This is a genomic window from Actinomadura sp. 7K507 (assembly GCF_004348425.1).
Taxonomy (GTDB): domain Bacteria; phylum Actinomycetota; class Actinomycetes; order Streptosporangiales; family Streptosporangiaceae; genus Spirillospora.
Genome location: NZ_SMKK01000261.1, coordinates 1 through 12,256, shown reverse-complemented (window position 1 = coordinate 12,256; position 12,256 = coordinate 1). Strand labels below are relative to the sequence as shown.

9 protein-coding genes and 1 pseudogene are annotated in these 12,256 nt (G+C 71.8%); 7 read left to right on the top strand and 3 right to left on the bottom strand.

The window, feature by feature from the left end:
- The 5 genes and pseudogenes from E1285_RS46015 to E1285_RS38015 all read left to right on the top strand — a co-directional run.
- Window positions 1-972 (top strand): annotated as a pseudogene (locus E1285_RS46015) (hypothetical protein); the annotation flags it as partial.
- A gap of 46 nt (window positions 973-1,018) precedes the next feature.
- Complete coding sequence (locus E1285_RS38030) at window positions 1,019-1,534, top strand: hypothetical protein (RefSeq protein WP_132159449.1); 516 nt, start codon at window positions 1,019-1,021, stop codon at window positions 1,532-1,534.
- Between the two features lie 349 nt (window positions 1,535-1,883).
- Window positions 1,884-3,245 carry a M28 family peptidase gene (locus E1285_RS38025; protein WP_132159448.1) on the top strand — a complete coding sequence of 454 codons (1,362 nt, stop codon included), beginning with the start codon at window positions 1,884-1,886 and terminating at the stop codon, window positions 3,243-3,245.
- A gap of 156 nt (window positions 3,246-3,401) precedes the next feature.
- Window positions 3,402-4,316 (top strand): oxygenase MpaB family protein, encoded by a 915-nt coding sequence (locus E1285_RS38020; RefSeq protein ID WP_132159447.1) that lies wholly within the window; start codon window positions 3,402-3,404, stop codon window positions 4,314-4,316.
- A gap of 56 nt (window positions 4,317-4,372) precedes the next feature.
- Window positions 4,373-5,923 (top strand): AMP-binding protein, encoded by a 1,551-nt coding sequence (locus E1285_RS38015; RefSeq protein ID WP_132159446.1) that lies wholly within the window; start codon window positions 4,373-4,375, stop codon window positions 5,921-5,923.
- Here E1285_RS38015 and E1285_RS38010 read toward each other — a convergent pair whose 3' ends face one another.
- Window positions 5,924-6,178, bottom strand: a complete 255-nt coding sequence (locus tag E1285_RS38010; protein WP_132159445.1) for a hypothetical protein — start codon at window positions 6,176-6,178, stop codon at window positions 5,924-5,926. It lies immediately after the preceding gene.
- 80 nt (window positions 6,179-6,258) lie between these two features.
- Here E1285_RS38010 and E1285_RS38005 point away from each other — a divergent pair, with 80 nt between their 5' ends.
- Window positions 6,259-6,765, top strand: coding sequence for a GNAT family N-acetyltransferase (locus E1285_RS38005; protein ID WP_165966925.1), 507 nt, complete (start codon window positions 6,259-6,261; stop codon window positions 6,763-6,765).
- An 18-nt stretch (window positions 6,766-6,783) separates the two neighbouring features.
- The gene (locus E1285_RS38000; protein ID WP_132159443.1) at window positions 6,784-7,515 is read left to right on the top strand and encodes a spermidine synthase; all 732 of its coding nucleotides are present in this window, start codon (window positions 6,784-6,786) and stop codon (window positions 7,513-7,515) included.
- 11 nt (window positions 7,516-7,526) lie between these two features.
- Here E1285_RS38000 and E1285_RS37995 read toward each other — a convergent pair whose 3' ends face one another.
- Window positions 7,527-8,606 carry a glycerophosphodiester phosphodiesterase family protein gene (locus E1285_RS37995; RefSeq protein ID WP_132159442.1) on the bottom strand — a complete coding sequence of 360 codons (1,080 nt, stop codon included), beginning with the start codon at window positions 8,604-8,606 and terminating at the stop codon, window positions 7,527-7,529.
- Between the two features lie 128 nt (window positions 8,607-8,734).
- On the bottom strand, window positions 8,735-12,256 hold a 3,522-nt coding region (locus E1285_RS37990), incomplete at its 5' end, for a serine/threonine-protein kinase (protein ID WP_132159441.1).

Sequence of the window (12,256 nt, the reverse complement as noted above, 5' to 3'; positions counted from 1 at the left end):
GACTGGGTGTTCGCCGGGCCGGGGAGCCCGTCGTACGCGCTGGCGCAGTGGCGGGGCGGGCCGATCGGGGAGGCCCTGGGCGATCACGTGCGGACGGGCCGGGCGGCGCTGGTGTTCGCGTCGGCGGCGGCGTGCACGCTGGGCGCGTTCGCGCTGCCCGTCTACGAGATCTACAAGGCCGGTACGTGGCCGCAGTGGCTGGAGGGCTTGGACGTCCTCCGGCACCTGGGGCTCAAGGTCGCGATGATCCCGCACTACGACAACGCCGAGGGCGGCACGCACGACACCCGGTACTGCTATCTGGGGGAGCGGCGGCTGCGGCTGCTGGAGCGGGAGCTTCCGGACGACGCGGCGGTTCTCGGCCTGGACGAGCACACGGCCGCCGTGATCGACGCGGGCCGCGATCTGGTCGAGGTGCGCGGACGGGGCGTCATGACCGTCCGGCGGCGCGGGGAGAGCGCGGTCGTCCCGGCCGGCGAGTCGGTGAGCCTGACCGACCTTCGTGCGCTCGTGCGCGGTGAAGCGGCACAGGCCGCCCGGCCACGGGACGAGCGCGAACAGCAGGCGGAGTCGCCGGTGACGTTGCGCGACACCGTCGTCGGCTGCGAGCGGCGCTTCGAGGAGGGGGTCCGCAAGGGCGACGCCGAGGCACTGGTGCGGGCCGTGCTGGACATCGACGCCGCCGTGGCCGAGTGGGCGGGGGACACCGAGGAGGACGAGGGCGGCACCGAATGGGCCAGGGACGTGATGCGCAGCCTGGTCGTCCGGCTCGGCCAGGCCGCGGGCCGTGGGCTGGCCGATCCCCGCGACGCCCTCGCGCCCGCGGTGGAACCGCTGGTCCAGATGCGTGCGGAGCTGCGCGCCACCGGGCGCTACGGGCTCGCGGACACCGTCCGGGACGCGCTCGCGGCGGCCGGGGTGGAGTTGCGCGACACGGAGGACGGCACCCGCTGGCGTCAGGCCAGGTCATGAGAGGGCGGTGGTGCGACCACCGTACTGCGCGTGGCATGCTGTTGCGATGGACTCGCAACAGGCCGCCGCAGTCGTGGTGGAGGTGATCGCCCTCCGGGTGACCGCCGACGGCGGCCTGGCGTTCCGCGCGCTGACCGGCGAACTGGGCGGTGCGCGGCATCCGGACGCGGTGGCGCGGGACCTGCTGGCCCTGCCCCGCGACACCGCCGCGCACCTGCTGCACTCGACGAGCTGGCGGCACGAGCCGGCCGGGCGGGTGGTGCTGACTTACGCCTGCTGCCCCGATCCGCGGCCGGACCTCGCGGCCGTGCCGCTGACCGGCCGGACCCTGGCCCGCGGTGACGCGCCGGCGAGCCCGTCTCCGGACCGGCCGCGGACCGCGCAGGTGGCCGCGCACGCCGTCCGCCATCTGGAGTTCCTCCGGCACACCGACGCGACCGCCCGCCAGGTGATCGAGTCGGTTCCGGGGCTGCCCGGCATCCTCGCCTCGTGGTCGCCGGTACCGGCGGGCCAGCTGCCCGAGAGCGACCGGGACGCCCAGGTGGCGTTCGCGTCCCGCTGAACCAGCCCCGCCGCCCCACCCACCCGCCGGGCGCGCCGCGTTCCGCGTGCCGTGCGGCGCCCATCTGCCGTTTTTAGGCAATGAAACCTGAAATGCCAGGTCAGCAGGCGTGATCACCAAGCCGTCCCGAGAAGGAACGCATAATGTGCCGCTGTTTCACCCACGCTGATCAACTTCGCTGGTCTTGATCACGATTCCGTTGCGGAGCGTCAAGCCATTCTTGTGGGCGCGGGGGCGGGTTCGTAGATTCACCTCAAACGGGGGCATAGTTCCTTGTCGTGCCGCAGTCCGTCACACGCTCGCGATCCGAGCCCGGCGGGCGCGGCCCTATCTCCTTGAGGAGACGCCCATGTCCGAGGTCAAACGCCGTGACCTGCTGGCCGGAGTCGCGGCCTTCACCGGGTTCGCGACCGTCGGCCTGCTCCCCGGCACCGCCGCCGCCGCGACCCGGCAGCGTCCCGGAGCCGCCCTGCCACCCACCCTCGCCGCCGGCGACAAGGCCGTGGTCGCCCGCGTCGACGCCCGCCGCGCTCTGCGGCATCTGAGGGTGCTCAGCGACGAGATCGGCTGGCGCATCGCCGGCACCCGGTCCGAGCACCGCGCCGCCCGCTACATCGCCGGGTACCTGCGCGACCTCGGCTACAAGGTCGAACTGCAGCCGTTCCCGGTCGCCGACAAGTACCTCGCGGAGATCCGCGCCAAGGGCGAGCGGCTCTGGCAGTGCAGCGCCTCCCCGCAGGGCGCCGTCGACTCCGTGCACGGCACGGTCGTGGACGTGGGCCGCGTCACCGAGGTCACCGGCGACGTCCGCGGCAAGCTGGTCCTGTTCGACCGCGTGACCGGCATGGAGACCGAGCAGGCCAAGGCCGCCGCGGACGCGGGCGCGAAGGCGGCGCTCATCATCGCCGCGCGCTCGGAGACCTACCCCGAGCGCAAGCCCGGCTCCTTCACCCCGAACCTGGACGAGCCCGTCGCGATCCCGGTGCTGGGCCTGGCCGAGTACCACGGTGAGCGGATCCGCGCGGGCGCCCGCCGCCTGTCCTTCGAGGTCACCCACTACTCCGGGCTGACCTCGTACAACGTCCTGGCCGAGCGGAAGGCGACGCTGCCCAACCCCACGGGCAAGGCCATCGTCATCAGCGCGCACTACGACAGCGTCCCCGGCTCGCCCGGCGCCAACGACGACGGCAGCGGGACCGTGCTGTGCATGGAGCTGGCGCGCGTCCTGCGGCGGCTGCCCACCCAGCAGGCGATCCGCATCTGCCTGTGGGGCTCGGAGGAGTACGGCCTGATCGGCGCCCGGCACTACGTGCAGGGGCTCGACGAGGCCGGCGTCGAGCAGATCACCGGCTGCTTCCAGAGCGACATGGTCGCCACCAGCCATCCGCCCGCGGAGACGTACTGGCTGCTGTCGGTGGACGGCGCGGACAACACCACCACGGCCGCGGTGAACGCCGCCGCGCGCAGGCTCGGCTACGTCGACCAGGTCCAGGGGCCCGTCGCGCGCGGCTCCAGCGACCACGAGGCCTTCTACGAGCGCGGCATCGCGGCGGCCAACTTCAGCTGGCGCGGCAACGAGGCGCCCAGCCAGCTGGAGCCGCTGTACCACACCCCCGAGGACACGATCGCCCAGAACATCAGCCTGCAGCGGCTCCAGGTGTCCCTCGAACTGATCGGCTGCGCCGCCTACGAGACGGCCCGCCACAAGTAGCGGCAGCGCGGGACCCGTGCCCGCCGTCCACCCGTGCCCGTCGTCCACAGGGACCCGCCTGCGGACGGCGGGCATTTTTCCGTGCGCGACCTTGTAAGCGACCCCTTATTGGCGGTTAGCTTACAAGTGAGTCGCTTTCGTCAGGAGGTCGTTCACATGACGGTGACCGACGGGACGCCCGCGAGCCCGCCCGCCGAGCACGAACGCCGCGAGGAACCCGTCCCGTTCGGGCCCGGTTCGCTCATGTGGGAGCAGATGGGGCTCTACACGTCGGCGATCGCGGGCAACGGCGTGTTCATCCTCCAGGTGATGCATCCGGCGATCGGCACCGTGGTCGACCGGCTGTCGAGCTTCCGCACCGACCCGCTCGGACGCGCCGCACGCAGCTTCGCCTCGGTCCAGACCTGGGTCTACGGAGGCCGCACCGCCATCGAGGAGGGCAGGCGGCTCCGCGAGATGCACAAGCCGCTCAGCGCGGTGGACGAGGACGGGAAGCGCCACCACGCGCTGTCGGCCGAACCATGGGCGTGGGTGCACCTCACCGGCTTCTACGCCGCCGTCACCGCGTCGAAGTACTTCGCTCCCGCACCGATGACCAAGGACGAGGAACAGCAGATCTTCGACGAGTTCCTCCAGCTCGGCAGGATCCTGCAAGTGCCGGAGCGGATGCTGCCGGCGACCATCCCGGACTACTGGGACTACTTCGACGACATGGTGGCCAACACCCTCGTCCCCCACCCGGTGGCCCACGAGGTCCTCGCCCAGATGGACCAGGTCCCGCCCAACGTCCCGAAGCCGCTGCGGCCGGCGGTCGCCCCGCTGAGCGCGGCCGGCGGACGGCTCGGACGGCTGATCACGGTCGGCACCCTCCCGAAGGCGGCGCGCGAGAAGCTCGGGCTGTCGTGGAGCGCGGCGGACGAGCGCCTGCTGCGCCTGGCCGGGCAGGCCATCGGGCGGAGTACGCCACTGCTCCCCGAACGCGTCCGCTACATGCCGATTGCCTACCGCGCCCGGCAGGCGGCCCGCGCCCAGCAGCGGCTGGAGCGCGCCCTCGCAGAACGACCCATCTGAAGCGCGGGCCGCCGCGACGGCGGCGGCCCGAACCGGCGACCAGGAGGTCGAGGACGATGACCGAGCCCGTCGAGGACCCGCTGACGACGCAGGCGGCCGCCAATCCGGCGAAGACCGCGCTCATCGAGGACGAACGCCGCCTGACCTACGCCGAGTTCAACGCGCTCGTGAACCGGTACGCCAACGTGCTGATCGACCACGGCGTCAAGGCGGGCACCAAGGTCGTGTGGTGCGGCCGCAACAGCACCGAGGTCGTCGCCCTGATATCGGCGCTGCGCAAATGCGGAGCCGTCGGGGTTCCGCTGAACTACCGCCTCAGCGCGGAGGAGGCGACCTACGTCGTCGAGAACGCCGACGCTGCCCTGGTGGTGTTCGACGTCGAGCAGGCGCCCCAGCTCGAAGAGGCGTCGCGGCAGGCTGGGACCGTCCGCGCCTGGCTCGTCTGGGGCGCGGCCCAAGGTGCGCCGGACTGGGCCTCCTCGCTCGACGCCCTGGCCGCCGCGAGCCCGGAGTCAGAACCCGCCGCCCAGGGCACCGATCCGGCCGCCGGGACCTCGATGTTCTACACCTCGGGGACGACCGGCAAGCCGAAAGGCGTCGTGCGGGGCCAGATCGACCTCACGCTGGTGCTCGGGCTGGTCGGCGAGATCGGCTACGTGCCCGACGACGTCTATCTCACGACGGGCCCGCTCTACCACTCCGGCCCGCAGGCGTTCATGACGATCGTCCAGCTCCTGGGCGGGACCGTGGTCGTCATGCGCCACTTCGACCCGGAGCGCTGGCTCGACCTCGTCGAACGGCACCGGGTGACGACCACGTTCTCCGCGCCGACGCCGATCCGCCGCGTGGTGGACCTACCGGACGAGGCGATCCGCGGCCGGGACCTCTCCTCGATGAAGCGGCTGATCGCCAACGCCGCGCCGTGGCCGTTCGAGCTCAAGCGCCGCTACATCGACAAGATCGGCGAAGGCTCGCTGTTCGAGGTGTACGGCTCCACCGAGCTCGGCGTCGACACGATCCTGCGTCCCGAGGACCAGCTCCGCAAGCCCGGCAGCTGCGGCCGGGCCGCGCCCGGAGTCGAGATCGCGCTGTTCGACGAGGAGGGGCGGCCCGTCGAGGAGCCGCACGTGCCCGGCGACCTGTACGTCCGCGGCAGCGCCACCTTCAGCGACTACTACAAGGACGAGGGCAAGTACCGGGACGCCAGCCACGGCGAATGGCTCACGGTCGGCGACATCGCCTACCGCGACGAGGAGGGCTTCTACTACATCTGCGACCGCCGCAGCGACATGATCATCTCAGGCGGTATGAACATCTACCCGGCCGAGATCGAGGCCGTCCTGACCGCCCACCCGTCCGTGGCGGACGCGGCCGTGTTCGGCGTCCCATCCGACGAATGGGGCGAGTCCGTACACGCCGCGATCGTCGCGTCGGACGCCGTCACGGACGAGCAGCTCCGCGACTTCTGCCGGGAGCACCTGGCGTCCTACAAGGCCCCCCGCGGCTTCGACCGGATCAAGGAGATCCCCCGCAACCCCTCGGGCAAGACGCTCAAGCGGCAGCTCCGCGACCCGTACTGGGAATCCCGCGACTCCAAGATCGGCTGATCACGACGACGCGGAGGCGTCCCGCGACCGGTCGAGTTCCGCGAAGGCGCGGCGTTCGGCGCCGGTCTCCTCGAAGTAGCCGACGTCGTCACCGGCGATCCGCCCCACGAAGACGTCGTTGGGCGTGGTACCGGTGGTGCTGCCCTGGTCCGGGTGGTCGGGGTTGGACTCCCCGCCCACGGCCCGCGTCCACGCCACCGCGCTGTCGAGCGGCACGTCGGACTCCGGGCCATTGCGGTAGACGAAGGTTCCCATGACCGTCCTCACACTCGGATCCCTATCGCCTACCCCGGATCACCGATCCCATGCGTCCCGGCTCGTGGGATGCTCGCGTCATGGAGGTACGGCGGGCGACGGTCGACGACATCGATGTGATGGCGCACGTCCTGGCCACCGTCGCGGAGGAGGGGACGCTCGGCACCGAGCCGCCGGTCGACCTGGAGGTGCGAGGTCAGCGCTTCCGTGAGCTGATCGAAGGCCAGGGACCCTCCGCGATGTGGGTACTGGAGGACGGCGGCCGCGTTCTGGGCAACGCCAGCGTCAGCGAGACGCGGACGTCCGGGGTGCTGACGCTCGGAATGGCGATCCTCGCCGAAGCCCGCGGGCGGGGCGGCGGACGCCGGCTGCTGGAGGCCATCCTCGAACACGCCCGCTCGCAGGGAGCGCACAAGGTCGAGCTGGAGGCCTGGACCGACAACGCCCGCGCGATCGCGCTCTACGTCTCCACCGGATTCGAGGTCGAGGGCCTGCGCCGCAACCACTACCGCCGCCGCGACGGCTCCCTGCGCTCCACCCTCCTGATGGCCGTCCTGCTCGACACGTCGGAACCTGAGCCCGCTTGACCAGGAGGATTTGAGCCCATGGGTGCACTGTTCGAAGAGCTCGACTGGCGTGCGACGCCCTTGGGCGACATCAGCTTGAGGCGGCGCCGCCACCCTGGTCTCGGCGTCCAGGTCTACGAGGTCAAGCTCGGCGACGAGTACCTGATGTCGAGCCTGTGGACGGCCGGCGAGATCGAACTGGCCCGGCTCGGCCTGGCCGCCACCCCGGGGGACGCGTTGGACGTCGCCGTCGGCGGTCTCGGGCTCGGATACACCGCCCACGCCGCCCTGGAGGACCCCCGGGTGGGTTCCCTCGTCGTCGTGGAAGCGCTCCCCGAGGTCATCGAATGGCATCGGGCGCACCTGGTGCCCCTGGGGGAGCGGCTGGCGACCGACGACCGGTGCCGGCTGGTGCAGGGCGACTTCTTCGCCATGGCCTCGACCGGGCTTGACCCGAGGGACCGGGACGCCCGCTTCCATGCCGTCCTGCTGGACATCGACCATTCGCCACGCCACGTCCTCGACCCCGGCAACGCCTCGTTTTATCAACATGAGCCGCTGACACGCCTCGCCGCGCAGATCCACCCGGGCGGAGTCTTCGCGCTCTGGTCGAACGACCCACCCGACGACGGCTTCACCGCCCTGCTCCGCGAGGTCTTCACCGACGTGGCAGCGCACGTCGTCGAGTTCCCCAACCCCATCCAGGGCGGCACCGCGGCCAACACCGTCTACGTCGCCCACGCCGTCGAACCGGGTGCCGCCCCAGCGTGATCGCTCTGCCCTCAGCGTGGCTTATGCGCCTTGGGCAGGCGCATGCCGCGGTCGGCCATGATCTGCCGGACGCGATTCGGGTAGTCGGTGATGATGCCGTCCACGCCCATGTCCATGAGCGCTTCAACGGTGGCGGGGTCGTTGGTGGTCCACGGGATCACCCTCAGCTTCCGGGCGTGGGCCCGGCGGACCATCGACTTGGAGACGTAGAACCGGAAACCCGGGTCGCCGATCTCGCCGTTCTGCGGGAAGCCGTAGACGGGCGACAGCGCCTTCACGCCGGGAATGGCCGCGGCGGCCTTGACGAAGTCGCCGTCGTAGTCGTCGGCGTCGATCCCGCCGAGCCACGGAGACTTGCCCGGCTGACCCACTTGCAGGAAGTCGTAGTTCGTCAGCGCCACCAGCGGGTAGGACGGCGCGAGCCTGTGCATCTCCTTCAGGGCGCCCCAGTCGAAGGACTGGACGGTGACCTGCCGCGCGATGCCCGAGGCGCGGATCTCCTGGAAGACCCGCCGGACGAACAGCTTCCGCGGCGCCGTCTCCTCCGGGGCGCCCGCCTCGATCTTGGTCTCGATGTTCAGCTTGACCTGCCTCGCGCGGTACCTCTTGACCAGGTCGAAGACGTCCTTGAGCTCCACCATCCGGAAGCCCTTGATCAGCTCTTGCTCCGGGTGGCCGGGAAGCCGCTGGTATCCGCAGTCCATCGTCTTGATCTGGGCCAGGGTCAGGTCCTTGATGTACTTCCCGACGTAGGGGTACATCGGGTCCTCGTGCTTCACGGGCGCGGTGTCACGGCACTTCTGGGGGCTGACCTGCCGGTCGTGGGTGACGACGACCTTGCGGTCCTTGGTGACCTGGGTGTCCAGTTCGAGCGTGGTGACGCCCAGGCGCATCGCCTTGGCGAAGCCCTCCAGCGACCCTTCCGTCGTCATGCCGATGCCGCCGCGGTGCGCCTGCAGATCGAAATGGGTCTTCTGTGGCGGTATGCCCGGCCCATTGTCGGGCCTGCGGTCGGGCGATGCGTGGGCGGCGGTGGGCCAGGCGATCACGGGCACCAGGACCAGGCTTGTCAGAACATGGCGCAGCGACATCAAAACCTCGGTATCGGAGCTTGTGTGGCTCCGAAAAGCTAAAGTCGAGGACCGGCCGCATCCCGAACCGGGTGTTAGGGAACGGTGAAGATCCGTAGAACACGCCCCTGGCGATCCGCGCCGGGCGGCTAGGGCGAATCAGGGACGGCCAGTTCCCAGTCCAGCTCCCACAGGCGGAGGGAGCCGTCCGAGTAACCCGCCAGCACGAAGCCCCCGCCAGGACTCGGCGCGACGCAGCGCACGCCGTTCCCCTCACGGGGGTCAAGGGTCCGCAGGGGCTCGCCGCTGCCGACGTCCCACACACGGACGCCCTTCATCTCGGCGGTCACCGCGAAGCGGCCGCCGGTGATGAACCGGGCGTCGAACGCCCAGCCGGTCTCCGTCTCAAGCTCCCGCAGGCACTTCCCGGTCGTGATGTCCCACAGCACGAGCTTCCACGAGACGTTGTCGCTGACCAGGGCGAGCCGTCCGTCGGCGCTCACGCACAGGGCGGTCACCCTGGGCCGGAAGACCGCTCCGTCCACCCGCTCCATCGGCAGCGTGCCGATGCGGCGGCCTTCGGCCGCGTCCCACAGCCGCACCGAAGAGCCGCGGCGCACCGAACCGCCGTGGCCGGACGCTACGAGACGGCCGTCGCCGCCGACCACCAGGGCGTCGACGCCGACGTCCGTCGCCGACAGGCCTTCCTCGCTGAAGTCCACCGTGTCGATGGCGCGCACCTCGCCGCCGGTTGCGAGGTCCCAGACCCGGATCAGGCCGTCGGCGTGGGCGACCACCGCGAGCCTCCCGTCGGCGCTGAACCGCGCGTGCGCGCCGCCGAACACCGCTTCCATCGGCACGTCCACGCGCCCGTTCGGGGCGTTCGGATCGTCGACGCCTATGTATTCGTGGACCTCGACCTGCTTCCACCGCGCCGGATCCAGCAGCGAGAGGTTATCCGTCAGCAGACGCAGGCACTCCCCGGTCTCCACATCCCAGAGCCGGACGGCGCCTTGCTGGTCGGCGGAGAGGAGCCGGCGTCCGTCCTGGCTCAGGCACACCGAGGTCACCGGTTGCCGGTGGCCGGCCAGCGTGCGCACGCAGGTACCGGAGTCGAGATCCCACAGCCGGACGGCGCGGTCCGAACCGCCGGACACCGCGAGCCGCCCGTCGGCGCCGACGTCGACGGCGGCCACGTCGCGGGTGTGCCCGGTCAGCACCGCCGACACCCACGCGGCCCGGAGCCCCGTCCGGTGCGTGCGCCGGGCCAGCTCGTGCCAGGGGGCCATGACGCGTGGTTCGCGCTCATGGCCCGGTACCGCCCTGGCGCGGGTGAGCAGGTCGAGTGCGGCGCCGGGCCGGTTCTCCGCCAGCGCCCGCTCCGCGTCGGCGACCATGGCGTCCACGGCGGCGTCCGAGTCGCTCAGTTCGGTGTGCGGGCGCGGCCTGCTCAGGCTCGGTGCGGCGACGTGCCCGCCGTGGGGCAGTCGCCACCTCCGCATCCTGCCGTCCTCGGAGCCGATCGACAGCGCGGCCCGGCCGGTGGCGCTCAGCAGGACGTCGCGGACTCCGCCGCGGTGCGCGATGAACGTCCGGACGCAGCGGCCGCTGCTCACGTCCCAGAAGTGCAGCCGGGCGCCGTACGCGGAGACCAGGAACCGGCCGCCGTCGCTCAACGCCATCACGCCCATCGAGCGGGCGCCCTTCAGGACGCGGACGCGGTCGCCGGTGGACAGGTCCCAGATCCCGATCACGTCGTCGGGGAAGGAGCCGGTGTAGGTGGCTGCGAACCGGCTGTCGGTGCTGAAGGAACCGAAGCCGCCCGTCTTGCCCGGCAGGGGCAGGACGTGGCGGCACTCGCCGGTGGCCAGGTCCCAGACGCGGATGTCGTCCCGGGGGCCCTCGTCGTCCAGGGTCACCGCCCAGCGGCCGTCCGGGCTGATGGACGCCCCTGGCGACCCCCACTTGCGCACCCGCATCTTCTGGGTGACCCGTCCGCTGCGGGTGTCGATCACCTGGAGGTGGCCGTCGTAGGACGAGTAGAGGGCCACGGCGCCGTCGGCGCTCATGGAGACGCCGGCGTACTTGACCCCGGTGTAGGTGTGCGCAGGACGTCCCTGGGCCAGATCCCAGAGCAGCACCATCTCGTCATCACCGGCGGAGATGGCCCGGGTGCCGTCGGCGGACACGGCGACGGAACGCACCAGGCCGCTGTGCCCCGGGAGGGTCATCAGGCACCGCGCGTCGTTCGACGTCCACAGCCGGACCGTGCCGTCCGCCTCCCCGCTCACCGCCAGCCGGCCGTCCGCGCTGAGGCGGAGCGGGAGCCTCGTCCGCGGCGGCGGGTCCGCGCACCAGGCCGTCTCGCGCGTGCCGGTGCAGCGCGCGTCGGTGAGCCGGTCGGACCGGACGGACCGCGACGCCGCCCGGACCTCCGGTTCGCCCGGCTGCTCCCGCTCCACCCCGTCGAGGAGTTCGCGCGCCGGATCCAGGTCGCCGCGCTCCATGTGGACCTGGGCGAGCAGGAACCGCGCCCGCCAGGAGTCGCCGGTGTCGGCGCGGAGGGCTTCCAGGTTCGAGACGAGGGCGTCGTCGTCGATGTCGCCGCGCCGCCACCGCAGCAGCCCCAGATGGTAGGCGGCCGGCGCATGCCGCGGGTCGGCGGCCAGTGCCTCGGCGAACCCCCGCTCGGCCTCGGCGGACCGGCCGATGTCGAGCAGCGACAGGGCCTGGTTGTTGAGCTCGTCGGCGCGCAGGTCGGCGGCGCGCGGTTTCGAACGAGGGTAGGCCCGCCCGGTCAGCGCCTCGTAGACGGCGGTGAGCCCGTCGGAGACCTCCTCCATGGTGCGCGGGCGGTGCCGGGGCTCGCTCCGCAGGCAGCGGGTGAGCAGCGCGGCCAAGTCCGGCGGGATCCGCGGCACGGCCATGCCGGTGGCCCCGGCGAGGCAGTCGGCCAGCGCGGTGGCCGCGGCAGGACCGAACGGCCACGCCACCCGGCCGGTGAGCATCTCCAGGACGGTGACCCCGAAGCTGAACATGTCGCTGCGCCGCCCCAGCGACCGGCGCGCGAACTGCTCCGGTGAGGCGTACACGGGCGTCATCCCGCCGCTGCCCTCGACGAGAAGGGTCGATCCGGACGCGGCACCGGAACCGGAGCCCGCGATCTCACCGGCCCGCGCGAGCCCGAAGTCGGTGATCTTCGCTGTTCCGTCCTGGCCGAGCAGGACGTTGGCGGGCTTGATGTCCTGGTGCACCAGCCCCCGGCCGTGCGCGTGCTCAAGGCCCCACGCGACCTGGATCGCCACGTCCAGGATCCGGGGCATCACCTCGTCCGGATCGCCGCCGTGCAGCCGTCCGTCATCGATCCGGTCGCGCAGGCTGCCGCCCTCGACGTACTCGGCGAACACCCGAGGGACGGACCCGAGGGTGCGGACGTAGTGGCAGGTGCACACGTGCGGATGCAGCCCGAGCGACACCCAGGTCTCCGCTTCGGCGACGAACCGCTCATGCCCCGCCCCGCCGCGGAACAGTTCGGGCCGCGGGGACTTCACGGCCAGTTCGGCGTCCCAGCCGAGGTGCCGGACGCGGTGCACGACGCCCATACCGCCCTGGCCGAGCATCTCCAGGACCTCGTACCGGCCGTCGATGAGGTCCCCGGCCCGCCACCCGCC

Excerpts from the sequence above, each read along its gene's own strand:
- E1285_RS38030 (WP_132159449.1), top strand. The coding sequence starts at position 1,019 with ATGGACTCGCAACAGGCCGCCGCAGTCGTGGTGGAGGTGATCGCCCTC.
- E1285_RS38025 (WP_132159448.1), top strand. The coding sequence starts at position 1,884 with ATGTCCGAGGTCAAACGCCGTGACCTGCTGGCCGGAGTCGCGGCCTTC.
- E1285_RS38020 (WP_132159447.1), top strand. The coding sequence starts at position 3,402 with ATGACGGTGACCGACGGGACGCCCGCGAGCCCGCCCGCCGAGCACGAA.
- E1285_RS38015 (WP_132159446.1), top strand. The coding sequence starts at position 4,373 with ATGACCGAGCCCGTCGAGGACCCGCTGACGACGCAGGCGGCCGCCAAT.
- E1285_RS38010 (WP_132159445.1), bottom strand. The coding sequence starts at position 6,178 with ATGGGAACCTTCGTCTACCGCAATGGCCCGGAGTCCGACGTGCCGCTC.
- E1285_RS38005 (WP_165966925.1), top strand. The coding sequence starts at position 6,259 with ATGGAGGTACGGCGGGCGACGGTCGACGACATCGATGTGATGGCGCAC.
- E1285_RS38000 (WP_132159443.1), top strand. The coding sequence starts at position 6,784 with ATGGGTGCACTGTTCGAAGAGCTCGACTGGCGTGCGACGCCCTTGGGC.
- E1285_RS37995 (WP_132159442.1), bottom strand. The coding sequence starts at position 8,606 with ATGTCGCTGCGCCATGTTCTGACAAGCCTGGTCCTGGTGCCCGTGATC.